This window comes from Caballeronia sp. AZ10_KS36 (genome assembly GCF_023631105.1).
GTDB lineage: Bacteria > Pseudomonadota > Gammaproteobacteria > Burkholderiales > Burkholderiaceae > Caballeronia.
In genome coordinates, this window is the sequence record NZ_JALQDQ010000033.1 from 80,563 (window position 1) to 103,288 (window position 22,726).

Annotated in this window: 22 protein-coding genes; 5 read left to right on the forward strand and 17 right to left on the reverse strand. The window is 59.0% G+C overall.

Going from position 1 to position 22,726, the window contains the following annotated elements; translation table 11 throughout:
- Position 1 precedes the first annotated feature (1 nt).
- Together NCR35_RS20140 and NCR35_RS20145 are read right to left on the reverse strand one after the other, a co-directional pair.
- A complete protein-coding gene (locus tag NCR35_RS20140) occupies positions 2–850 on the reverse strand; it encodes a TPM domain-containing protein (protein ID WP_033536754.1) in 849 nt (282 codons plus the stop codon).
- Positions 847–1,461 carry a LemA family protein gene (locus NCR35_RS20145; protein ID WP_033536753.1) on the reverse strand — a complete coding sequence of 205 codons (615 nt, stop codon included), beginning with the start codon at positions 1,459–1,461 and terminating at the stop codon, positions 847–849. Before NCR35_RS20145 ends, NCR35_RS20140 begins: the two co-directional genes overlap by 4 nt.
- Before the next feature lie 391 nt (positions 1,462–1,852).
- Between NCR35_RS20145 and NCR35_RS20150 the strand changes: the two genes are divergently transcribed.
- Entirely contained in the window at positions 1,853–2,092 is a 240-nt protein-coding gene (locus tag NCR35_RS20150; RefSeq protein ID WP_081851870.1) for a DUF2933 domain-containing protein, read from the forward strand.
- Positions 2,085–2,741, forward strand: coding sequence for a methyltransferase family protein (locus NCR35_RS20155; RefSeq protein WP_034472839.1), 657 nt, complete (start codon positions 2,085–2,087; stop codon positions 2,739–2,741). Before NCR35_RS20150 ends, NCR35_RS20155 begins: the two co-directional genes overlap by 8 nt.
- Before the next feature lie 67 nt (positions 2,742–2,808).
- On the opposite strand, the gene NCR35_RS20160 is transcribed toward NCR35_RS20155, so the two are convergent.
- From NCR35_RS20160 to NCR35_RS20220, 13 genes are all read right to left on the reverse strand, one after another.
- Positions 2,809–5,265, reverse strand: coding sequence for a heavy metal translocating P-type ATPase (locus NCR35_RS20160; protein WP_075644179.1), 2,457 nt, complete (start codon positions 5,263–5,265; stop codon positions 2,809–2,811).
- A gap of 75 nt (positions 5,266–5,340) precedes the next feature.
- Positions 5,341–5,736, reverse strand: a complete 396-nt coding sequence (gene cueR / locus NCR35_RS20165; RefSeq protein ID WP_029672610.1) for a Cu(I)-responsive transcriptional regulator — start codon at positions 5,734–5,736, stop codon at positions 5,341–5,343.
- Positions 5,737–6,088: 352 nt separating this feature from the next.
- Positions 6,089–6,406, reverse strand: a complete 318-nt coding sequence (locus NCR35_RS20170) for a P-II family nitrogen regulator (protein ID WP_029672611.1) — start codon at positions 6,404–6,406, stop codon at positions 6,089–6,091.
- Positions 6,407–6,445: 39 nt separating this feature from the next.
- On the reverse strand, positions 6,446–6,997 hold the full coding sequence (locus NCR35_RS20175) for a PCYCGC motif-containing (lipo)protein (RefSeq protein ID WP_049815765.1): 552 nt from the start codon (positions 6,995–6,997) through the stop codon (positions 6,446–6,448).
- 2 nt (positions 6,998–6,999) lie between these two features.
- Complete coding sequence (locus NCR35_RS20180) at positions 7,000–7,158, reverse strand: hypothetical protein (RefSeq protein WP_160172906.1); 159 nt, start codon at positions 7,156–7,158, stop codon at positions 7,000–7,002.
- Positions 7,159–7,263: 105 nt separating this feature from the next.
- Complete coding sequence (locus NCR35_RS20185; RefSeq protein WP_029672614.1) at positions 7,264–7,491, reverse strand: DUF2933 domain-containing protein; 228 nt, start codon at positions 7,489–7,491, stop codon at positions 7,264–7,266.
- A gap of 53 nt (positions 7,492–7,544) precedes the next feature.
- On the reverse strand, positions 7,545–7,838 hold the full coding sequence (locus NCR35_RS20190; RefSeq protein ID WP_029672303.1) for a hypothetical protein: 294 nt from the start codon (positions 7,836–7,838) through the stop codon (positions 7,545–7,547).
- Positions 7,839–8,388: 550 nt separating this feature from the next.
- Entirely contained in the window at positions 8,389–10,227 is a 1,839-nt protein-coding gene (gene dsbD / locus NCR35_RS20195) for a protein-disulfide reductase DsbD (protein ID WP_033536827.1), read from the reverse strand.
- Between the two features lie 79 nt (positions 10,228–10,306).
- The gene (locus NCR35_RS20200) at positions 10,307–10,657 is read right to left on the reverse strand and encodes a copper-binding protein (protein ID WP_029672306.1); all 351 of its coding nucleotides are present in this window, start codon (positions 10,655–10,657) and stop codon (positions 10,307–10,309) included.
- The gene (locus NCR35_RS20205) at positions 10,654–13,860 is read right to left on the reverse strand and encodes an efflux RND transporter permease subunit (protein WP_029672307.1); all 3,207 of its coding nucleotides are present in this window, start codon (positions 13,858–13,860) and stop codon (positions 10,654–10,656) included. Before NCR35_RS20205 ends, NCR35_RS20200 begins: the two co-directional genes overlap by 4 nt.
- The gene (locus NCR35_RS20210) at positions 13,857–15,407 is read right to left on the reverse strand and encodes an efflux RND transporter periplasmic adaptor subunit (RefSeq protein ID WP_029672308.1); all 1,551 of its coding nucleotides are present in this window, start codon (positions 15,405–15,407) and stop codon (positions 13,857–13,859) included. Before NCR35_RS20210 ends, NCR35_RS20205 begins: the two co-directional genes overlap by 4 nt.
- An 11-nt stretch (positions 15,408–15,418) precedes the next feature.
- A complete protein-coding gene (locus NCR35_RS20215; protein WP_029672309.1) occupies positions 15,419–16,714 on the reverse strand; it encodes a TolC family protein in 1,296 nt (431 codons plus the stop codon).
- A gap of 92 nt (positions 16,715–16,806) precedes the next feature.
- Positions 16,807–17,169 carry a hypothetical protein gene (locus NCR35_RS20220; protein ID WP_029672310.1) on the reverse strand — a complete coding sequence of 121 codons (363 nt, stop codon included), beginning with the start codon at positions 17,167–17,169 and terminating at the stop codon, positions 16,807–16,809.
- Positions 17,170–18,158: 989 nt separating this feature from the next.
- On the opposite strand from NCR35_RS20220, the gene NCR35_RS20225 reads away from it, so the two are divergent.
- From NCR35_RS20225 to NCR35_RS20235, 3 genes are all read left to right on the forward strand, one after another.
- Positions 18,159–18,485: a DUF4148 domain-containing protein gene (locus NCR35_RS20225; protein WP_033536748.1), complete on the forward strand. Its 327-nt coding sequence runs from the start codon at positions 18,159–18,161 to the stop codon at positions 18,483–18,485.
- 229 nt (positions 18,486–18,714) lie between these two features.
- Positions 18,715–19,350 carry a c-type cytochrome gene (locus tag NCR35_RS20230; RefSeq protein WP_233409885.1) on the forward strand — a complete coding sequence of 212 codons (636 nt, stop codon included), beginning with the start codon at positions 18,715–18,717 and terminating at the stop codon, positions 19,348–19,350.
- A 328-nt stretch (positions 19,351–19,678) separates the two neighbouring features.
- Entirely contained in the window at positions 19,679–20,026 is a 348-nt protein-coding gene (locus NCR35_RS20235) for a response regulator transcription factor (RefSeq protein ID WP_029672313.1), read from the forward strand.
- Between the two features lie 286 nt (positions 20,027–20,312).
- On the opposite strand, the gene NCR35_RS20240 is transcribed toward NCR35_RS20235, so the two are convergent.
- The gene (locus tag NCR35_RS20240) at positions 20,313–20,996 is read right to left on the reverse strand and encodes a heavy metal response regulator transcription factor (RefSeq protein ID WP_029672314.1); all 684 of its coding nucleotides are present in this window, start codon (positions 20,994–20,996) and stop codon (positions 20,313–20,315) included.
- 490 nt (positions 20,997–21,486) lie between these two features.
- The gene (locus tag NCR35_RS20245; protein WP_049815721.1) at positions 21,487–21,813 is read right to left on the reverse strand and encodes a DUF4148 domain-containing protein; all 327 of its coding nucleotides are present in this window, start codon (positions 21,811–21,813) and stop codon (positions 21,487–21,489) included.
- Between the last annotated feature and the right edge of the window lie 913 nt (positions 21,814–22,726).

The following is a 22,726-nucleotide window of genomic DNA, read 5'->3' on the forward strand; positions in this document are numbered from 1 at the left end:
GCTACCACCTGCCCGAGGCGCCGCCGCCGCCGAAACCACCGCCGCCACCGCGAAACGGTGACCTCCCCGACCCGCCACCCCGTCCGCCGATAGCTCGCCCTCCGACGTACGCACCCATGCCACCACCCACCAGCGTAAACACGAGAGCAATCGCCCCCGCGACGATTGCCACAAAGACTGTCCCCGAGAGCACCCATGTAATGCCCGCAACAGCGCCGCCCGTCACAAGCGAGCCCGGGAGACGTCCCATGATGGAACGAAGCACGCCACCAAGCGCCAAGGTGAGCACGAAAAGGATGGGCAAGTAGCCTCCTACGCGCCCTGAACGACCGCCTGCGTTTCGGTCCGGCGCGGGCAACGGTTCACCATTGATGACATTCATCATGCTGTCAACACCGGCCGTGATACCGCCGTAGAAGTCTCCCTGTCTGAATTTGGGAACGATTACCTCGTCGATGATGCGATGGCTCGTGGCGTCATTCAGCGAGCCTTCGAGGCCATATCCCACTTCGATGCGTAACGTTCGGTCATTTTTTGCGACGATGAGTAGCGCACCGTCGTCGATACGCTGGCGACCAAGCTTCCATTGCTCGACAACCCGTATCGAATACTGCTCGATGGTTTCGGGTCGCGTCGTCGGAACGATGAGCACCGAAAGCTGACTCCCTTTGTTCGCCTCGAATTTTTGTAACGTCTGCTCGAGCGCTGCGCGTTGGTCGGTGGTGAGCGTCTTGGTCTCGTCGGTGACGCGCGAGGTTAGCGTTGGAATCGCGACATCTGCGTTGGCAACAAGCAGCCAGAACGAGACGAGCGCGAAGAAAACGATTCTGGCCGCTTTCAGTATGTTCAATTGGCCGCTCCGCTCGCCGGCGCCGCGCTGAAGTCAACCTGTGGAGGGCGGGCAATCTCCGCTTCGTTCGACACCGAGAAGTTGGGTTTCTCCTTATAGCCGAACGCACTCGCCGTTAGATTTGACGGAAACGAGCGCACTGTGACGTTGTAGTCCTGCACCGCCTTAATGTAGCGGTTTCGGGCAACCGTGATGCGATTTTCAGTTCCTTCCAATTGGGCTTGCAGGTCCCGAAAATTGGCATCTGACTTCAGCTGCGGATAATTTTCAGACACCACCAGCAACCTCGAGAGCGAGTTCGTCAGTTGGGCCTGAGCTGCTTCGAACTTCGCGAATGCCTGCGGGTCGTTGATAAGCTCAGGAGTCGCCTGGATGGAGCCCACCCGTGCCCGTGCCTCCGTCACGCGCGTGAACACATCCTTTTCCTGGCTTGCGTAGCCCTTGACCGTATTCACAAGATTGGGAACGAGGTCGGCGCGCCGCTGATACTGGTTCAGCACTTCTGACCAGCTAGCCTTTACCTGCTCGTCCCGAGTCTGGATGGTGTTATAGCCGCACCCCGAGACTGCGAGAACGATGACGGTGACCAAGCCTAAAAGTAGTGTGCGCATTGAGCTGTTCCTATCCGTCGAGAATCCGGCTCCTGTACTTGCCACAGGACCGCGCGCCGTATGCGACGACCGCAAATTCCTTGGTTGCCAGGTGGAAGCGACGCACCACCGCCGAGATGGTGATGCCAGCCTACGCTCGAAGAGAACTTTGCTTTTGACGCACATCAACGAGGTTCATGTTTGACGTTGCCCCCTTGCTGCTGCGTCACTGGCCAGTCTTGATGACAAGCTGTCGTCAGCTCCGGAACTGTGTGGAAACGCTTCTCGCTCGCGATTCTCGAGTCACGATTCCAGCCACATCGCACTTCCCTTGAGTTAGGTCAATCGACTCTTCACCCCCGTCGTTACAGTCGACAACGTCCAGCCAGTTATCAGGGAGCCCGGTATGAAGATGCCTTCTCACGTCGCGTCACCGTTTTGGAAATCGCGCGGCGCTATTGCTTTGCTCGGCTTCGGGGCGATAGCCGCATTCTTTATGTTCTCAGAACATCGCGCGCACTTTCTTGGCGCGCTTCCATATCTGCTTCTCCTGGCGTGCCCGCTGATGCATCTTTTCATGCACCACGGACACCATCACGGAGAGCGCAGCGTTACTCAAAGCACGGACACGGAGGGAGGGCGAGATGAATGACCCAACTGGCGGGTATGGACTGTGGGGGCTGGTTGCCATCAACTCCCTAATCTTCATCATCTTCGCTTTCAGTTTCTTCAAACCAAATACTGCCCGAGACTGGCGCACCTTCGGAGCTTTCTCGGCGTTCGTCGTCGCGCTGTTTGCCGAGATGTACGGCTTTCCGCTTACCATTTATCTTTTGGCTGGTTGGCTCCAGGCGAAATTTCCGCAAACGAACCTGTTCACCCACGACGCCGGTCACATCTGGTGGACGATAACCGGCCAGCACGGCAATCCGCACCTTGTCTTCCCACATCTGTCCAGCATTGCCCTTATCTTCGGTGGCTTCTATCTGCTGTCGACGGCGTGGCACGTCCTCTATGAAGCGCAGCGCAAAGGGCAACTGGCAACGACGGGACCCTATGCTCGAGTTCGGCATCCGCAGTACGTCGCCTTCGTCATTATCATGGCTGGCTTCCTGCTGCAGTGGCCCACGTTGGTGACGCTCGTCATGTTCCCGATTCTCGTCGCTATGTACGTGCACCTTGCCCGTCAGGAGGAGCATGATTCCGAACAGCAGTTCGGACAGGCGTGGCGCGAATATGCCGCACGAACACCGCGCTTCGTTCCGAGGCTATCTGGCAGGGATACCGCGCAGGTCCAATGAGGCATCGAGGAAGTGGGCGTGTACCGTATACAGCCACGATACCCGCCCTACAATCCGAAGCGATGAGTCAAATCTCTACGTTGCGCAAACGCAGCGCGTTCGAGATGACTGAAGCCGAACTCAAACTCATTGCTAGCGCCGCAATCATCGGGGACAGCAACAGCCCTGTGAATGGATAGAGCACGCCGGCGGCCAGCGGGACACCCAATGCGTTGTAGACGAACGCGAAGCCGAGGTTCTGCTTCATGTTGCGGATGGTGGCTTCAGATAGCTCCCGGGCCCGCGCGATGCCGCGCAAGTCGCCTTTGACAAGCGTGACCTGAGCGCTGCTCATCGCGACGTCCGTACCGGTTCCCATCGCAACACCCACGTCGGCCTTGGCGAGCGCTGGCGCATCGTTGATACCATCTCCGGCCATGGCCACGACCTTGCCTTCCTCCTGGAACCTCGTTACGAGCGCAAGCTTGTCGGCGGGCTTGACCTCGCCATGGAACTCGTCGATTTGGAGCCTCGTCGCCACAGATTTGGCTGTCACGACACCGTCGCCAGTCGCCATCACAACGCGAATGCCGTCTTCCCTGAGCCGCTTCAATGCCTCGGATGTCGTCGCCTTTATCGGGTCCGAAACCGCGAGAAGACCTGCCAGCGTCTTGTCGACCGCCAGGTACATGACGCTCGCCCCCTGCGCTCGCAGCGCATCGGCCTCTGTGGCGAGTTCCCGAACGGAAATGCCTTCAACTTCCATCAACGCGGTGTTGCCGAGCGCGAGTTTCCGACCGCCGACAAGTCCTCGCACGCCAATCCCGGTGCTCGATTCGAAGTTTTCCACCTTCTCGAGGGCCAGTTTTCGATGACTGGCCGCATCCACGATGGTCGCGGCAAGCGGGTGTTCGCTACCCTGGTCGAGGCTCGCCGCGAGCCGGAGAACATCTTCCTCCGAATGTCCGTTCACACCGACTGCACGGTCAAAGGCGGGACGCCCCTCGGTTAGCGTGCCCGTTTTGTCCACGATAAGTGTGTTGACCTTGCGCAGATTCTCAATCGCGGCGGCATCCCTGAAAAGCACGCCATTGGAGGCCCCTTTGCCGCTCGCAACCATGATGGACATCGGCGTAGCGAGCCCGAGTGCACACGGACATGCAATGATGAGCACCGCCACGGCGTTGATGAGACCGTACACCCAGCTCGGGTCGGGGCCGAACAAGCCCCAGGCGAGAAGAGTCAAGGCCGCGATACCAACTACGGCGACGACGAACACACCCGCAACCTTATCAGCCATGCGTTGCATTGGCGCCCTCGAGCGCTGGGCCTGCGCCACCATCTGGACGATTTGTGCGAGTACGGTTTGAGACCCGACTTTCTCCGACTTGATAACGAGGCTGCCCGTCGCATTCATGGTCGCGCCTATGACATGGTCTCCGACCCGTTTGCCGACAGGAATTGGTTCGCCCGTAATCATTGACTCGTCCAGCGAGCTGGAACCCTCCATGACCACCCCGTCCACTGGCACTTTCTCGCCCGGCCGTACGCGGAGCAGGTCGCCAACATGGACGTGAGTCAAAGGGACATCCTCCTCAGTTCCATCAGCATTGATACGCCGCGCAGTCTTCGGCGCGAGACCCAGGAGCGCCTTGATAGCAGCGGACGTTTGTGACCGTGCTTTCAGTTCAAGTAGTTGACCCAGCAGGGTGAGCGAAATGATGACAGCCGCAGCTTCAAAGTACACCTCGACACGACCGTGGGCGATAAAAGCTTCAGGAAAGACTCCCGGAGCAACCGTCGCGATGACGCTATAGGCATAGGCCGCGCCTGTGCCGAGTCCAATGAGCGTCCACATGTTCGGGCTGCGATTGACGAACGACTGAACGCATCGTACGAAGAACGGCAGACCTGCCCAAACGACGACGGGGGTAGAGAGAACGAACTCAACCCAGCTCTGGGTGGATGCTTCTATCCAGTCCAGCCGATGGCCAAACATGGCTAGGACGAACACCACGGCGGTCAACGGCAGGGTCCACCAGAATCTGCGACGAAAGTCGGTCAATTCCGGATTCTCTTCGTCCTCGAGACTGGGCAACATGGGCTCGAGGGTCATCCCGCACTTTGGGCAGTTTCCGGGATGGTCCTGGCGAATTTCCGGATGCATCGGACAGGTGTATATCGTGCCCTCCGGAGAAGGCTGCACAGATGTATCGTTCGGCCGGTCGACATAACGCAGCGGGGCAGCCCGAAACTTCTCCTGACATGACTCGCTGCAGAAATAATATTGATGTCCGTCATGTTCGGACCGGAATTGCGAATCCGCAGTGACACGCATACCGCAAACGGGGTCCTTGAGCACGCCATTAGTCTCCGCTTTTGCACCGACATGACCATGCCCGTGGTGCGCGATGTGATTGTCGTAAACATGCCCAGACGGTTTACCCTGTACATTGACCGTAGGCTGGTCATGTTGGCCGCCCGGCTCGTGGGCAGCACCCAAATGGTCGTGAGAAGTCTTACCGTCGCTAAGTGGCCTGCTCATATCGAGTGCTCCCATCTCGTCGTCATGCCCTGAACAACTTGCCTCGGTTATCGTAAACCTCGACCCATGGATGCATCAATGCGTCCCGCCAACCAGTTTGTCGAGAATCGGACAGTCGGGGCGTGAGTCCCCTTTGCAGTGTTTCGCCAGATGCATGAGCGTATCCCTCATGTCCACCAGTTCCTGAATTCTTGAATTCAAGTCTGCAATATGCGCGTTCGCGAGCCGCTTGACCTCACGACTTGACCGGCTGCGGTCTTCCCAAAGAGCCAGCAACACCGCAATTTGTCTGGTCGAAAATCCGAGATGTCGGGCCTGCTGAACAAAGCGCAGCACTTGGACATCTCGGGACGAGTACACCCGATAGTTCGACCCGGTTCGCGCGGCAGCCCGAATCAGGCCCGTTTCCTCGTAGTGTCGAATCATCTTGGCGGACATGCCCGATGACTTCGCAACCTCACCGATGTTCATGGTCTCCCCTTACGAAACGGCCGCTCGACCGATACAACCCATTGTTGACCTTCCTGCCATGGGAAGGTCAAGGAGCTTCAATCGGTGGCCGCTCCTGAGCGATAGACTCGTCTGACAATCGGTATGGACATGCTTCGCACTCGCCGAACTAAGCCAGACCCGCCGGCTGTCACTCGATTTTTCTTCGACGTCGGCACGGACCCCGGTCGAGCTCGGCGTCGAATATCTGCCGTACGGCGCGCTCAAAGAGCATCGCGAGAATCTTGCGCGCTTCGACAACGTGACGGGCCCACTGAGGCAGTCAGCACGTCGACCGGGCACGGGGGGACGTCCCGTCCGCCGTCTTTCCCGCTCACGGAGCCGCCTCTGAAGCCGTCCGCACGCGGAAAAAGCGCTCCACGGGAAGAACTGCGATGATTCCGTCGTCCCCTGAGGCGCCGCGCGCGGTGTCCATGATTTCCTGGACCAGCGCATCGACACGCTCGCTCTCGGTGAAGACTTCAATCTTGATGTGCTCGGTCGTCCAATCGTTCGAGAACGGGTTTGGATGAGTCCCGAATCCTTTGACTCGCGTGACGGTCAACCCATGAACGTGAACTGTTCCCAGCCGCCGTTCCAACACCTTAAGGACTTCGGGCCGCACAATTGCAACAACGCATCTCAGTTCCATGCTCCCCTCCATGACAAGTTGCGAGAAAGCCGCTCGGGCCTATCCTCTTGGCGCCCACTTCGCATCGACTCCCGCCTGAATCTTGCCCGCATCCTGAACGCCGTCCTGCGTCATCTGGTAAGCAATCTCAGCGGTACCCTGGCACACGGCACAGGTCACGGCCATCTCGTCTTCGAAGCACTGCAGGTTCGAGCGATGCACGCCACGATTCTCGCAACCGCACCAGCAGTAAAGCTTGTTGAGAACTGCGGGAATCTGCGTTGCAACCCAGTAGGCGTGCCGCACGTCCTTGGCAACGAACTTATTCGGACTCAGCACGTGGGAGGCATCTGACCGGCCACTTGGGATGATGCGCAACCCGTCAGGACGCAGCATTCCGATATGCCAGGGAACTGCGGCAGTTCCTTGCCGTACCTGACTGGATGGTCCTGCCACCATCGCAACCGATGTCGTCTCGTGGCGCATAAGAGACGGCCCCCAGACCATCGCAGCAGGTATCGCGAGAACCAGCGCCGACAGGAACAGCAGATGAAGCCGCGCTTTTCGCGACGGCTTGCCCCACGGATTCTTCTCGGGTGTATCGCGTTTCATTATCAGAGCCTCCCAGTTCTTCTGTCGGCGCCGGGGTCGAGCATCGCCTGACTGCAGGAATGCAGTCCCTGCATCATGCTGATATGCATCGCCGTCATGCCAACTGCACCCAGCACGACAATCAAACCGATGGCCGCAAAGAGACCGATGATGATGTTCAATATCGGCTTTCCGTTAAACATGATTCGCTCCCGTGCTACGCAGGGACTCGGCGCGACGACCATCAATGCCACACCGGCCCTGCGTAATGCCATCAGAGTGTTGAACTACGAGCCGCTTTTTTCCGTCGCCTGACCGGACTTCTCCGGTCTATCGGTTTGGGTCTGCATGCCGCGCATCATGAACAGCATCGAGAGCGGGCAAATCAGCACGCTGGCTATCGCGATGAATCTGCCGAGTTCGCCTCGTATCTGAGGCAGTGCCCAGTAGCCGACTGCAAGAATCAGTGCGAGAGCAAGCGCAATCGTCACCATCGTCTTTGTGTTGCACTTCATGATTGAATCCTCAAGGCTATGATTTGAGATTTAGCGGGAGAGTGCCGACTCATTCACTTCGACGGAGCCCCTGCGGCTTGGTCCGAATACTTAAGCATGATGTCGCCCATCGCGCGCATCATCTCGCCGTGCATCTTCATCGCGGTTTTAGGGTCCATACCGGCCGTACCACCCATCATCGGGCAGCCCCCCATCATTCCGCCCATGCCCATCATTGGGCCGTGTTCCCGGCTCTGCGATGACGAGCCGGGAGAGTTGTTCACTCCTGCTCCTGCTGCCATGCTGACCGCACTTGCACCCAGAAGTACTGCCGAAACAATCAATGCACCTACAGTTTTCGTGTTCATGAAAAGCTCCGAATCCGATTGAATCGTGTCGCTCGTAAAACGTTCATGCGCAGGTCGACAGTCGCTGCGCGCAGCGAACGTGCGCGAGCCACGGCGTAGAACCGTTCAAACCTGGTCGAAAGAGGAATTACAGCGAGCGAGGCGGAGGGGCGGGAAGTTCGGGAATGAACTCTTCAGCGAAGGCGGGAGTTACGGCCCGAAAGACGGGCGACGAAGGCGTGACGAGGACCGAATACTTCACGGGTATGGCCGACACACCGCAAAGGGAACCGCCTGCGCCACCCGGGCAGACGTGTTGCGCGTTCACGGCGCTGTGTTTCGCGTCATGTGCGCAGGGTGTCGAGTCCGAGGCACCCGACACACTGGCTTGTCGTGAAGCCATTGCCGTCATTTCCGGGCATGACGTCGCCGATGCCGGGTAGCCCATCAAAGGCAACCAGACAATCAGAAAACATGCGACGAATTTTACCCAGAATTTCATGAAGTTCAGTATAGGCTTGGTCGCAGCACAACGCTACGACACGTCGCGAGATTCGAGTGTGGCTTCATGTCACTGGGACCATTTCCTCAGGTGCGACAGGAACGCATCGGCACCGACGAATCCCGCGAGCTGCGCGTCGCGTTGCTGCCTGCCGTTCCTGTCATAGAAAATCAGTGCCGGCGGCCCGAAAAGTCCGAAGCGCCGCAGCATCGCTATGTCCTCGGGCGTGTTCTTCGTGACGTCAATGCGCAGCAGCTTCCATTGAGCAAATTCGATTACTACGCGCGGGTCAGTAAACGTGAAGCGCTCGAGTTCCTTACAACTGATGCACCAGTCCGCATAGAAATCGACCATAACCGGTTGGCCACGTGCTGCGTTGAGCGCCTGGTCCAGTTCTGCATTCGACCGTATCGCCTCGAAGCGTGCGGCTCCCTGGCCGGTGCTCTCCGACGAAACTCGCATCACACCACCAAGGGGCTCGAGGACGTCCCGCTGACCTGACAAAGCACCAATGAACTCGGCGATGCCCGCGACCAGTAGCAGCACGCCGAGCGCTTTGCTCACCCGCGTAGTCGCGGGCGCAGCTGTTGGCAGCGGGTCAATCGCGTGAAGCATCACGCCGCAACCGGTGAGCAGCAGCGCAATCAGTATCATCAACAACCAAACAGGCAGCAGCGAATAGACGAACCACAGCGCCGCTGCCAGCAGCATTACCCCCAGCGTGTTCTGGACCGCGACCATCCAGTGACCGGCCCGAGGAAGCATTCTAGTTCCGAAGGTACCGACGAGTAGCAGCGGAATTCCCATCCCCATACCCATCACGTAAAGGGCCAGCGCTCCCCCAATGACGTCGCGGGTGTTGGCGATATACAGAAGTGCGCCGGCCAGCGCCGGCGTCGCGCACGGCCCGACAATCAGCGCGGACAGCATGCCCGCAATGAACACTGGGACAAGGCGCCCCCCAGGCAGACGATTGCTCCATTCCGTCACTCGGGTCTGCCAGCTCGTCGGCAGTTGCAGTCTGAAGACACCGAACATTCCGAGCGCCAGGATGACCATGAGCACGCCAAAGCTGGCGAGCACCCAAGGCTTTTGTGTTACCGCCACTAACGGGATGCCGATGAGCGCCGCAATGGTGCCCGCCGCCGCATACGTAATCGCAAGCCCCTGCACGTACGCGAATGTTAGAGCGAAGCCTCGGCCAAAGGACGACGGTTCCCGCGCTCCCCCGATAACCGCGGTCACAATGGGAATGAGCGGGTACATGCACACGGTACCGGCCATTAACAAGCCCGCAAGCAGAAAGCCGAACAGTTCGGCGAGGGAAATGCCATTCGCAGGGTGTAGATTGAGTCCAAGCCTGGCGGCCGGCAGGGCGTCGCCAGTGTCGGGAAATCCGTCAACAGCCGCCGGCGCGTTATTCCCTGGTGCGACGGAGGCAACTGAGCCATTCGCTGCCACGCGATAACTTCGCGTCTGCGGCGGATAGCAGACGCCCAAGTCTGCGCATCCCTGCGATGTGACGGACAGCACAATGCTGCTCGCAATCGGGCGGGGCAAAGGAATACGGATTTGCATGGGCCGGTGGTAGACCGTGACCATGCCGAATGTTGGGTCGCTTTTCAGCTCACCCGGCGGCATGTGGTCCGGCTTTATCGGTGTGCCGTCGACCGCAAAACGGAACCTGTCCCGGTAAAGGTAGTAGCCTTCGTGAGTGTTGAAATCGAGTTGCACCTCCTGCGGCGCGCTGAGCGTGACCTTTAACGGGAAAGCTTGTTCAGGTGACAGTAGTTCCGACTCGTCGACAGCGTGGGCGGCCAGCGACGTCAGTACGAACAGCAAGCCGAGTGCAACGCGCAACACGCGTTTGACCGTCGCGCTCCATACATTGGTTGATATTGCTAGCATCGCTGGCCTCTGTCTCCTGTCGGCCGGACCGCAGGCCCACCGCACATAGCGAGCCTGCGAGTACGGTATCAGTACCTCGTCAAGACTGCTTTTCAAGCCTCACAATGGTGAGGTTGCCGTCGACGTTCTCGATGCGAACCCGGACCTTGTCACCCTCGTGAGCTTGCGTGACCATCGCAGCATCTTTTGCCTTGAAGGCCATCGTCATTGGCGGCATGCCGACGTTCTCCAGCGCGCCGTGCTTCAGCGTAATCATGCCGGTCGTTGCGTCTACCTTTTTTACTTCTGCGTCGGTCAGCGCGGCGTTCGACGACGCCTTCGCAGCCGACGGCTTCGCGGACATGTTCATGCCGGCCATGTCGTCGCCCGCAAACGCAGGGGTGGCAAAGACGGCTGCAAACGCTGCTGTTGCGACAATCAGATTCTTCATTGGACTTCTCCAGTTTCGGTAGATGGCACTCTCGTGCCGGAAGGTACTTCACTATGAAAAGGTGTCGCGTCGGCCTGCCGCGCACGACGGCGCTGTAACAGGAACCAGGCAGCAGGAATCACAAACATCGACAGAAAGGGTGCGGTGACCATGCCGCCGACCATCGGCGCGGCGATGCGCTGCATGACCTCTGACCCCGCGCCGTGTCCGACCATGATGGGGATAAGACCAGCCAGCACGACCGCAACCGTCATCGCTTTTGGCCTCACGCGCAACACAGCGCCTTCGCGTATTGCGTCGAAAAGCAGCGCCTCTGTCAGAGGCTCACCGTCTTCCAGGCGACGATTGAGGGCACCCTTAAGGTACAGCAGCATGACGACGCCGAATTCAGCAGCAACACCGGCGAGCGCGATGAAACCCACTGATGTAGCGACCGACACGGCATGGCCCAGTAGCCAGACGAACCAGAGGCCGCCGACCAGCGCGAATGGCACTGTCGACATGAGCAGCAACGCATCGGCCGCCGAATTGAAGGTCAGGAAGAGCAGCACGAAGATGACGACGAGTGTCACGGGAATGACCGTGCGCAGTTTCGCCGCCGCGCGCTCCAGGTACTCGAACTGCCCGGACCAAGCAATCGAGTAGCCGGGAGGGAGGACGACCTTTTCTGCGACCGCACGCTGCATCGCTTTCACAGCTGACTGTAGGTCCGTGTTACGGATGTCCACGTAGACGTAGCCCGAAAGACGGGCATTTTCGCTGCGAATCATCGGGGGACCGTCGGCAATCGTGATATGCGCTACATCACCGAGCTGGATTTGCGCGCCACGGTCCGTCACGACTGGCAGCTGTCGCAGCTTCTCGAGGGAGTCCCGAACCTCGCGTGGATAGCGGATATTGATGGGAAAGCGCTCGCGGCCTGCAATCACCTCGCCGACATTCTCGCCGCCCACCGCGGAGGAAACGACTGCCTGGATATCCCTCACGCCAAGCCCGTAGCGGGCCGCCGCCGACCGGTCGATATCGACATCAATGTACCGACCACCATTCAGCCGTTCGGCCAATGCGGACGTCACGCCGGGTACATCCTTAACCGCCGCTTCCACCTGCGTCGCAATTCGGTCGATTTGTGAAAGGTCCGCGCCCGAAATCTTCACCCCGACGGGCGTCTTGATGCCCGTCGACAGCATGTCCAGGCGATTACGGATGGGGGGCACCCACACGTTCGACAACCCCGGGACCTTGACTGTCGCGTCCAGTTCGTCGACCAGCTTCTCCGGCGTCATGCCCGGGCGCCACTGGCTGCGCGGCTTGAACTGAATCGTGGTTTCAAACATCTCAAGGGGGGCCGGGTCTGTGGCAGTGTCGGCGCGGCCGGACTTGCCGAAGACAGTGGCCACTTCCGGCACGGTCTTGATGAGCCGGTCGGTCTGCTGCAGTAGTTCCGACGCTTTCTCAGCCGAGATGCCCGGAAGCGCCGTCGGCATGTACAGCAGGTCGCCTTCATCAAGTGGTGGCAGGAATTCCCCACCGAGACGCGAAACCGGGACTATCGTGGCAGCCAACGCAACCACGGCGAGCCCCATGACAAACCACGGGCGTCGAAGCGTTGCTTCGAGCAGCGGCCTGTAGAGGCGAATCAGCACCCGGTTGATGGGATTGGCATTTTCGTGCGGGATGCGGCCACGTATGAGGTAGCCCATCAGGACGGGCACGAGCGTGACCGACAGTCCCGCAGCGGCCGCAATCGTGTAGGTCTTCGTGAATGCCAGCGGCGAGAACAGCTTGCCTTCCTGCCCTTCCAGCGAGAAGACTGGAATGAACGACAGCGTGATGATGAGCAGAGAGAAGAAGAGCGCCGGCCCCACTTCAGCCGCAGACGTGGCAATGAGGTCCCAGCGTTGCGAGGCAGAAATCCGCGTGCCAGCATACTCATGCTCGAACGCTTCCAGATGCTTGTGCGCGTTCTCTATCATCACGATGGCTGCGTCAATCATCGCGCCGATGGCAATCGCAATGCCGCCAAGCGACATCAGGTTCGCGTTGACACCCTGATAGCGCATCACGATGAAGGCTGCGAGGACGCCGAGCGGTAACGACAGAATCGCGACAAACGCGCTGCGCAGATGGAACAAGAAGACCGCACAGACAATCCCGACGACGATGAACTCCTCGATGAGCTTGTCCTTGAGGTTGTCCACGGCGCGCTCGATAAGCTGCGAGCGGTCATAGGTCGTTACGACTTCCACGCCGGCGGGCAGAGAACGTTTGAGGTCGGCGAGCTTTGCTTTCACGGCGTCGATAGTCGTCAGCGCGTTCTTCCCCGAGCGCATCACGATGACGCCACCCGCAACTTCGCCCTGTCCATTCAGCTCCGCAATGCCGCGCCGCATCTCAGGTCCAATCTGAATACGTGCCACGTCGCCGAGCAACACAGGTGTACCCGTATCGTTCGTGCGCAGCACGATGTTGCGGAAGTCATCCAGCGAGTGAAGGTAGCCGGAAGAGCGGACCATATATTCGGACTCCGCCATCTCGACCACCGACCCGCCCGATTCCTGATTCGCCTTGCCCAGTGCATCGGTCACCATTGCCTGGGTGATGCCATATGCGCGCAGTTTGTCCGGGTCAAGGACGACCTGATACTGGCGCACCATGCCGCCAATGCTGGCCACCTCAGACACGTCGGGGACCGACTTCAGCTCGAACTTCAGGAACCAGTCGTTCAGCGCGCGCAGTTGCCCGAGGTCGTGCTGCCCTGTCCTGTCGACAAGCGCGTACTCGTACACCCAGCCCACGCCGGTTGCGTCCGGACCGAGCGAGACCGTCGCTCCTGGCGGCAGGCGGCTTTGCACTTGGTTTAGATATTCGAGCACGCGTGAGCGTGCCCAGTACTGGTCGGTCTTGTCATCGAAGAGCACGTACACGAACGCGTCGCCGAACGAGGAATAGGCGCGGATGGTTTTTGCGCCCGGCACGCCGAGCAGCGTTGTGGTCAGCGGATAGGTGACCTGGTCCTCGATGACCTGCGGCGCCTTGCCCGGATACGAGGCCTTGATGATGACTTGCGTATCGGACAGGTCCGGTAGCGCGTCGAGTGGCGTCTCACTCACCGAGTAGACACCCCAAGACGCGACCAGGACCGTCGCCAGCAACACGAGGAAGCGATTGCGGATGGACCAGCGGATGAGACGCGCAATCATTTGGCGCCTCCCACCGGTTCGACCTTCGTGAGCTGATATCCGTCATCCGTCTGCCTGAACACGAAATGCACCGTCTCGCCCGCCTTGACGTCCGGGAATGCATCGGGCGAAGGCTTGTTGAACGCCATCGTCATCGCGCCCCAGCCGAGCGCCGGAACGGGCTGATGTGAGAATGTGATGTCGCCCGCAGTTACCTTCTCGACCTTACCGGTGGTCTCATACGTCTGAGTCGCCGCAGGGGCAGAGGCTGGCGCCGAAACGGTCGCGGGCGTAACGCCCGTTGCCCCTGATGCCGCGCGAGTTTCGAGCCTCGGCAGAACTGATTTCAGGCTGGCTTCGGAGTCGATGAGGAATTGGCCGGAGGCGACAACCGTCTCGCCGTCGTTCAGGCCACTGAGCACCGCAGTCTCGTTGCCAACATCGTTGCCGACGGTGACACTAACAGGTTGCAGGCGTCCGTCGCCGTTCTTCACGATGACGACGGAGCGTTTGCCGGTTGTGATGACGGCTTCTGAAGGCACCAGCAGCCGCGGCACTGCCTTCTGGCCAGCGACGCGCACTCGCATGAGCATGCCCGGCGTCAGCTTTAGCGCTGAATTGTCGAGTTCAAGGCGAGCCTGCAGCGTGCGGCTCGTCGTGCTGATGCCAGGCAGGATTTCCCGAATCTGGCCTTTGAAGTGCTGGGACGGGTCACCGCTGAACCTAGCGTCGACCGTCATGCCGGGTTGCACCGTCAATGCGAGCGCTTCCGGGATTTCGACGACAAGCCACAACTTCGAGAGCCCCGCGATTTTGGCCAGCGTTTGCCCCGGCGTGACCATCGCGCCATCCCTGACGTTCAGTTCGCTCACGACGCCCGTTTCTGGCGACGACAGCACGACATGGGTCTGCGCTTTACCGGTCCGGTCGAGCGCCGCGATGACGCCGTCCGGAATCGACAACGCCCGCATGCGCGCGCGGGACGCTTCCAGCAGGCCGGTGTCCATTCCACTGCGCCTGAGCGCGAGGTATTCCTCCTGGGGTGCCAGCCAGTCGGGGACGAATAGCGACGCAATCGGTGCGCCTTTCGCAATCCGCTGCATCGGGGCGCTGGCGTATAGGTGGTCGATGTAACCTGTGACGCGTGACTGCACGACGTCTGCCCGCGACTCGTCGAACTGTGTAGTGCCGACGGCGTCGAACCCTTCCGAAGTTTCCTGACGGCGCACGGTCGCGTAACGGATACCGAGGTTCTGCTGGAGGCCAGGGTCGATGCTGACGCCCGTCGAGCTACCACCTTCGTCCGCGTAGACGGGCTCAAGTTGCATATCCATGAAAGGCGACTTACCCGGCTTGTCGAAATGCTGTGCCGGGACCATCGGGTCATGCCAATACAGCACCTTGCGACCCGTTTTCGGGTCGACCTTGTCGCCTGACGTGGAGGCGGCGGCGACAGCGCCTGCTCCTCCTGAAGCCGGACGATGGGTGCCGGCAACATAGCCGACGGCGAGCAGCGCCGCTGCCGCAAACACCGCCAAGGCTGCGCGTGCCAGTTGTTTCTTTTGCATTCGTTTCTCCTTCACTGACCCGCAGTCATCGAAGCTGGGACGACCTGGTATTCAAGCTGTGCCCAGGTCTGTGACACGTCTCGCCGCAGTTCAAGCACCTGAAGTTCAGCCTCTAGTTGCGCGCGTCGAGCTGCAAAGGTGTCGGCGAGTGAGCCGGTGCCTGCCTTATAGGCGGCAGCCGCTAGTTGTACGCGCTGGCCAGCAGCCGGAAGTAGCGAGTTGGAGAGATTGGCAATGCGCTCGCGACCGCTCGCGAGGGTGGCGGACTGAGTGCGGATGTCGGCTTCGACCTGACGCTGCGCGTCCTCGTACATCAGGCGCGCCTTAGTGCCAAGCTCCGCTTTTTCCGCCGCATCCCGGTCCTGGCGATTTTTGCGATTGATGGGCAACGGGATGCTGACGCCAATCGACACCATATTCGAGTACGCTCCGCCGCGCTGTTGGTACGCAACGCCCCACGTCCAGTTCGGGCTTCGGTTACTGTTCGCGACGGCCGTATCGGCATCGGCGAGCGCGATGTCGCGCGACGCAGCGACGAGTGCCGGCTGTACCTCACTGAGCTCCTCCGGAGGTAGCGTCGATACGTAGGATAGGGGCGCGGGCGGCTCGCCCGCCACGTCGGACGCAGGCATCGCCGTCCATCGAGACAACCCGATGAGTGCCGTCTGGAAAATTTGGCGGGTCTTGAGCAACTGGTCCTGGGTCTGCGCGAGCATCACCTGCGCTTGCGTGACATCAGCGGCGGTCGCCTTCGCCCCGCGGTATGAAGCCTTCGTCGCGGCGAGCTCATGACTCATGTGTTCAACGAGTTCCTGCTGCAACAAGACAGTCTTCTTTGCGTACACCGCATTCAGCCACGCGATGGCAGTCTGCTGACGCGTGTTCGCGAGCTGAGCAAGATAGCCCGCTCGCTCGCGGTCAACAACGTCGTTTGCTAGAGCGGATTGGAGTCGGCGCTTCTCGCCCGACACCCATTCCTGCTCGATGCCGACGCGACGCATCGTCATGAAATCCTGGCCGACCGTGAATTTCTGCTGCCCTGTCACGGGCAGATTATCGATGCCCGCCTTGAGTACCGGGTCGGGCAACTGACCTGCCCGGATGGCCGCTTCTGAACTCGCGCGCACCGAGGCCTGCGCCGCCCCCATGACGGCAGAATGGTCGGTCGCCGCCTGAAGTGCTGCATCAAGCGTAATGGGTGTTTCCTGAGCGTACACAGTCACGCTCGTGAGAATCAGCGCGGCAAAAAGTGAATGCGCGCGCGGGGATGCACGCCGGTATGACGGCGTGCCAATGATTAAAGGCATGTTCTAACCCCAACGGCGGACTCCCATAGGGAATCCACGTCCTGAATGCAGGACGACCTCGCCGCTATTGCGGCGAACCTGTCAGCAAGGGATTAGAGAGTGCGAGGAGGTCGCCAGAGGCCGGCCGGTTCACGGTCGACGAGCGAGTGCGCGTAGTGGAATTGGGGCGGGCTGGACAAGGCGGCAGGACGCGTTACCTCGAGGCGCGAAACCGGGTGGTAGAGGCTGCCGAGCTGGCATTGCGCCGTTGCCTTGCAAAAGTACCCTTTAGCCTTCTCAGGTTGAGAAGATTTCGTCATCTCGCACCCGAGCATCTCCGACGACATCGCGCTTCCTTCGTCAGAGCCCGCGCTCATCTGCATCGGACATTCTCCGGTCAAGCCGCTGGCCGCCAGCCCACTGATGGGCAGCACAGCGCAAAGCAACAGGAGGAGCAGTATCCGAAGAAATTTCATGTCTAGAAGCGTAGCGAAGCTATTTTATACACGTTCTAGGAAATTTGTCGTCCGCGCCGCTTTTTTACCGGCCACGACGTGCACCGGCAGCACGTCCGGCGGAGCAGCTCAACGCGGTGCCGATTACCGCGCTAGGATGCACGCGAGGTTTTATAGTGCAGCCAACATCACTAAGCGTCCGGTACCTGCCGGCGGTAAATTTACGCACAAAGCTACGGCGCAGCAGGCCGGAACCCACTTCTATCCTTCAAACGACCACGTAGACCGTCAGCATGCGCTTGGACCAGGGACCAAAGCGGTTGGCACACTGCTAGTTCCGACGGACCGCGGTTGTAGGGGCAGTTCGCCGCAATATCCGGAGACGTTCGAGCCCCAGCCCGTGAATTTCGGAAAAAAAAAGACCCGGCGTTGCAACCGGGTCTGAAGGGATGGCGGTGCACACGACTACCCGCACGTCCGTCGAACGCTTAGGGAAGCATAGTCGAGGTCCACCATCCGCGTGGACGTCAAAACGGCATGAAGTCGCGCGAGACACAGTGTCCCGCGCGCCGGCTCTTAAAACATCGGTAGCACCCTCTGACGCACGTCGAAACCGCTCAGAACCGATGACGCAACGCTACACGAGCACGCCTGATTTGAAGTCGTCGCTTTATCACGAAGAGTCTTGATTTGATACGCAGTCCTATTTGCCAAAACTTAACGCAGTCATTTTTACCAGATTTTGCATCCCAATATTCTAACTATACAAACCAACGGCGCACGGTTCATTGCGCTGGGATTACATTTTGGCAATCTGTTCGTCATCAGACGTCTTCAATACGCTCCGAGGCATTAAGATGCGAGAGTAGGTAGCCAACCGGGAGAATGCCAACCAACTTCATCCACATTTTCTACGCTTCAAACGTTGCGCAATTTTCATGTTGAAGCCATGCTCCCGACAGAGTCCAAAACCTAAACTTTCCTCCAATCAAACTCACTTGGAGGACGCAATGAAAGTAATCCCGTTGTTGGTTGCTACCCTGAGCATCGCCGTCGCAGCGCCAGCTTTTGCCGAACATGCCTATCGCTTGAACGGCGTACAGCCGACCCGAGTGGCCGAATCGTTAGCGGCGTCGAGCAGCAGCACGCAGTCGTATGGCGGCAGCTCCGATGGCGTGGCTGCTACAGGCAAAATTGGGAAGAGCCGCGCGGAAGTCGTCGCCGAAATGATTCAAGCGCAACGGGACGGCATCATCCCCACCAGCAAGAACGACTACCCGCCCAGCGAGAGAACCATCGAACGCAATAGAGAACTCTATCGGATTCGCAATCGCTGACCTCCACACAACTAGGATTTCAGGCCAACTTGCTTCGCTCGACGGATGGCCTTAGCCAACGTGGCACAAGAGTTTGCAGAATTCAGCTGGCGATGGGCGGCAGTTCGACGGAAAAACGAGAGGTTCGTCGAACTGCCAAACATGGATTTCTTCAGCGAAGACAGCGTTCGAGCCGCCATGAAGCGTTGATTGGATGATGTTGGCCGATTCCCTTCTTCTCGGTGAGAGCATGAGACACTGGGTTCTTCCTGCAGCGTCATTGTCGGCCGTCGCGCTCGTCGGTGCGACCGCGTTCGTCTTGTCTGGAAGCTACAACATGGGGGCAGATGCTCCGCATTGGTCCCTTACCTACAAGATTTTGCAAACATTGCGGATGAGGTCCATCGAGGCTCATTCGAAGGACATCGCGCTGCCAGACCTCAATAGTCCCGAACTCATTCTTAAGGGCGCGGGGCAATACGCGGCAATGTGCGTGACATGCCACCTTGCACCTGGAGTGAAAGATTCGGAGCTGGCTCCTGGACTCTACCCTCAGCCGCCGGAGCTGGCGAAGTCGCAATTGGACCCGCGCAGCGCATTCTGGGTTATCAAGCACGGCCTCAAGATGAGCGCAATGCCCGCTTGGGGCAAGACACACGATGATGAGACGATTTGGAGTATGGTTGCCTTCGTGAACAAACTGCCGAGTATGAGCCCACAGGAATACAAGGAAATGGTGGCCAACGCGCCTCCAGACGAGGAAATGGAGAGTATGAAGAACATGCCTGGAATGAAGTCGATGCACGGCGCAGCAGAGGACGCGAAGAATGATGCCACTTCCTCACATAGCCCAGAGACCAGCCATCATACTCATGGCGCGGACTGAAGTTTTCCAGTCACGCTTCGAGGGCCTTCGTACAGACTGAGGCGCTCCGCATGAGGCTGCCGGTTTCTCGATTGGTTGGCTCGCGGAGAGGTCGAGTTTCGGCCACGCGGACGGTTTCGTACGGCAAAGGCTGAACGCGTATGCCAATACGCGTTTTTGCCGGTAAGCGATTCCGTCCACCTTGGGCCCGGCAGAAATGTCGGGCCTTTTTTTCAACACAGGAGCGTTGTCGCGAACAAGTTGCAAAGTGCCAACTGCGCAGCGCGCGGTTGCGCATCGACGCCACAGCAACGGCGTTTCGGTCGACCTGCACTATTGGAGAGCTGTCATGGGGAAGGTCTTGTTCGTCGACGACCACATAGACACAGCCGATATGTTGGCAAATATCGCACTCGAATTGGGCCATTCTGTGTCGGTCGCATATGATGGAGCCACGGCAAGCTGGATGGCGTCTCAGCAAATCTTCGACCTGGTGTTTCTGGACATCTCACTACCGGATGTCGATGGACGAGACGTGTGCTCTCAGATTCGTTGCGGCCTGTCAAGGCATGCCCGCATTGTTGCCATTACAGGCCGCGCTGAAATTCGCACGAGCGGCGAACTGAGCGGATTCGACGACTGGTTAATCAAACCCATTTCGATGCACCAGATTGAACACCTGCTTACTGCACCGTAGCCGTGGGCGGTATTCATGCCAGGACGAGCAGAGAACGCGAGTGCCCTCGGCGGCCTGCATGGTCCCCTTGACGTCGTCACCGAAATCGAGGTGTGCGCGCCTTCTAGGGGCTCCTCCAATCCGACCAGAGGTTCGTCAAGCCGGCACCTTCCGCAGGTATCACTCGCATCATGGAACATCTCCGTGCGCGGGAGGCCCAGCTCCCTTTTCCGCGCCGGGACCGACGTCGCGTACTTCTTGCGGCGAGGGTGCTACCCTTAAGACCTCGGACAAGATGGTCTTTCAACTATTCACTCGCCGGAGACTTGTCCTCCAGCACGTAACCCATTCCGCGGACAGTGTGGAGCAACTTCTTGTCAAAGGAGGAGTCAATCTTAGCTCTGAGCCTTCGGACCGCGACGTCGACCACATTTGTATCGCTGTCGAAGTTTATGTCCCATAACTGCGATGTGATGAACGTTCTAGTCAAGACTTCGCCCTGCCGCTCTGCCAGCAATTGAAGAAGAGCGAACTCCTGGGCGGTAAGTTCAATCCGTACGCCACCGCGCCTCACGCGTCTCTTTATGAGTTCAATCTCTAAATCAGCAATGAACACGTAGTCACGGGCCGAACGAGGCACTCGTCGAAGAAGAGTACGGATTCGAGCCAGCAGCTCTATGTACGCAAAGGGTTTCGCCAAATAGTCATCAGCGCCCAGCTCGAAACCTTTAACTTTGCTCTCAGTGGTGTCTCTCGCGGACAGAAGGAGCACAGGCGTGTCCTTTTGCTCCCTTAACCGTTTCAGCACCTCGAAACCATCTATCTGAGGCAGCATCACATCAAGGACAATCAGGTCGAAGTCCTCGTGCAGGGCCAGAAACAAGCCATGCCTACCATTGTCGGCAATGTCGACAGTGAAACTCGCCTCCGTGAGTCCTTTACGAAGATAGGAACTCATCTTCTGCTCGTCTTCGATAAGTAGGATGCGCATACCGCTATGATTTATTCCTTTCGACCAATGGTTCCGAGCGGAAGCGCCCACCGCGTTGCACTCCGCTTCGAGATTATTCCGGGGAAGACAAATTGAGAACCGAGGAGGCGAGGGATGAACTCCGTGAGCCTCCCCCTCTCCAAGAACCTTACCGGCCGAACTTGATGCGCGCGGTTCGCTTACCGCGGAGGACAGTTCGTTGGCTTTACGTGCAGGTTTTGGCAGGGATACTCGGGCTTCAACTGTGGACTCGGTGCAGCGCGTGTGTTAGTGCTAGCAGCAGAGCCTTTCTGATTCGATATCGTGCCACAGGCGGCAAGAACGACGCCCGCTATTATCGCTACCATTACTACGCGGCCACTACCAATATCTGCTTTCAAGCTGGACCTCGCTCTTTCAGCACCAGCGTAACCTAAGTGTCCGGCTCACACCTTGGCTGTCAAACACTGCACCTTGTTGGCGAAACAAGGCAGCGCGAGCCGGCCGACCCTTACTGCGCTTGCGCCGCGCGTTGCCGCGCAGCGTACTTTTCTTTGTTCAATTGAACGCGCGATTCGCTAGGCGGATAGTCGTTGTCACCGTGCTGGATGAGTCCGTCTCGTTCCGCTTGTTTCAATTCTTGCAAGACTTGCTGTCGGGTCTTCCCTGTGGGTGCGGCCTGAGCGACCGGCGCTTGCCAGACGTGAGCGGATTGAGTAGTTTCAACACTTTCCGCTCTTGCGGTTTCCTTCGGAGGGTAATTGTGCATAGAATCTGCCAAGGCAGCTGTTGTGGCGACACTCAAGCATAGGGCGACAGCAAGACGATGCAATTTCATGTTTAACCTCGTTGTTAACAGCTGCGTCGGTGATTCGACGCGCTACGGGGCTTATTCTGAAGACGTGCACCTGAAAACACCGTGACGCTCAGATGACTATTCAGTCACCCAACGTGCAGGACGCGAAGGGCTGAGTGTGTCACTGCATTGCGCTTTTCCAATTGAGAGGTTCTGCTCTTTCACGGTATGAGTGGTTGCCGTGCGCGGCGCAGCCGTGATGGCGGTCAAATAAGTAACATCGCGTCGGTGCGATGCTGAATGACTTAGCAGGTCGTTGAACTATCCTTCGCGAACGCGTGCTCGCTTATACGCAAGAGCTAGCGCGGTGGTGTTCCGACGGCGAGCTTCCTTGATTCGGGTGACGCTGATGCCGCTTTCCGTCTTGCTTACCCTTTCATGTTGCTTGAGCAGCAAGCGTTCGCGCGTGAAACAAGTTGTGGCCGATTGAGTCAGCAAAAGCAACTGGACATCGCCTGCCGAATCCTGCCGACGGTCTTGCCCTACCCAGCAACTGGGTCGACTCGCCACAGACCTCGATACTCTATGCGTTCGCGTCTGAGTTGACTGATTGCGCAACCACCATTACGTCGTTGGCGCGTTAATCGCGGACCTGGGACCCGCCCGCGCATGCGGAGCTTTGCGCCACATGCGGCGTCACAGCGGCACATGGCCACGAACCCCGCCGCTTCGTAGTTCTTGTCCGCATCGACTGTGATAGACGTACTGGCAAATCGCACCGCATCCGCGAGCATCTCTGCGGCCTCGTCCCGGTCGACCGTGTCGTTTGCCTTGTACATTCATCACGACGCCATGCCGGTGAAGCGAGGTCCGAGGCATTTCTCGACGCGGCCATTCGTACGTGTCACGGACGTCGGTTCCAGGGCGTCTCTCATATTCGCCTCGCCGTGGCCGG

Excerpts from the sequence above, each read along its gene's own strand:
- NCR35_RS20175 (WP_049815765.1), bottom strand. The coding sequence starts at position 6,997 with ATGAAACGCGATACACCCGAGAAGAATCCGTGGGGCAAGCCGTCGCGA.
- NCR35_RS20225 (WP_033536748.1), top strand. The coding sequence starts at position 18,159 with ATGAAAGTAATCCCGTTGTTGGTTGCTACCCTGAGCATCGCCGTCGCA.
- NCR35_RS20185 (WP_029672614.1), bottom strand. The coding sequence starts at position 7,491 with ATGAAGTGCAACACAAAGACGATGGTGACGATTGCGCTTGCTCTCGCA.
- NCR35_RS20170 (WP_029672611.1), bottom strand. The coding sequence starts at position 6,406 with ATGGAACTGAGATGCGTTGTTGCAATTGTGCGGCCCGAAGTCCTTAAG.
- NCR35_RS20205 (WP_029672307.1), bottom strand. The coding sequence starts at position 13,860 with ATGATTGCGCGTCTCATCCGCTGGTCCATCCGCAATCGCTTCCTCGTG.
- NCR35_RS20190 (WP_029672303.1), bottom strand. The coding sequence starts at position 7,838 with ATGAACACGAAAACTGTAGGTGCATTGATTGTTTCGGCAGTACTTCTG.
- NCR35_RS20230 (WP_233409885.1), top strand. The coding sequence starts at position 18,715 with ATGAGACACTGGGTTCTTCCTGCAGCGTCATTGTCGGCCGTCGCGCTC.
- NCR35_RS20200 (WP_029672306.1), bottom strand. The coding sequence starts at position 10,657 with ATGAAGAATCTGATTGTCGCAACAGCAGCGTTTGCAGCCGTCTTTGCC.
- NCR35_RS20215 (WP_029672309.1), bottom strand. The coding sequence starts at position 16,714 with ATGCCTTTAATCATTGGCACGCCGTCATACCGGCGTGCATCCCCGCGC.
- dsbD (WP_033536827.1), bottom strand. The coding sequence starts at position 10,227 with ATGCTAGCAATATCAACCAATGTATGGAGCGCGACGGTCAAACGCGTG.
- NCR35_RS20245 (WP_049815721.1), bottom strand. The coding sequence starts at position 21,813 with ATGAAATTGCATCGTCTTGCTGTCGCCCTATGCTTGAGTGTCGCCACA.
- cueR (WP_029672610.1), bottom strand. The coding sequence starts at position 5,736 with ATGAACATCGGTGAGGTTGCGAAGTCATCGGGCATGTCCGCCAAGATG.
- NCR35_RS20150 (WP_081851870.1), top strand. The coding sequence starts at position 1,853 with ATGCCTTCTCACGTCGCGTCACCGTTTTGGAAATCGCGCGGCGCTATT.
- NCR35_RS20235 (WP_029672313.1), top strand. The coding sequence starts at position 19,679 with ATGGGGAAGGTCTTGTTCGTCGACGACCACATAGACACAGCCGATATG.
- NCR35_RS20145 (WP_033536753.1), bottom strand. The coding sequence starts at position 1,461 with ATGCGCACACTACTTTTAGGCTTGGTCACCGTCATCGTTCTCGCAGTC.
- NCR35_RS20155 (WP_034472839.1), top strand. The coding sequence starts at position 2,085 with ATGAATGACCCAACTGGCGGGTATGGACTGTGGGGGCTGGTTGCCATC.
- NCR35_RS20210 (WP_029672308.1), bottom strand. The coding sequence starts at position 15,407 with ATGCAAAAGAAACAACTGGCACGCGCAGCCTTGGCGGTGTTTGCGGCA.
- NCR35_RS20160 (WP_075644179.1), bottom strand. The coding sequence starts at position 5,265 with ATGAGCAGGCCACTTAGCGACGGTAAGACTTCTCACGACCATTTGGGT.
- NCR35_RS20220 (WP_029672310.1), bottom strand. The coding sequence starts at position 17,169 with ATGAAATTTCTTCGGATACTGCTCCTCCTGTTGCTTTGCGCTGTGCTG.
- NCR35_RS20240 (WP_029672314.1), bottom strand. The coding sequence starts at position 20,996 with ATGCGCATCCTACTTATCGAAGACGAGCAGAAGATGAGTTCCTATCTT.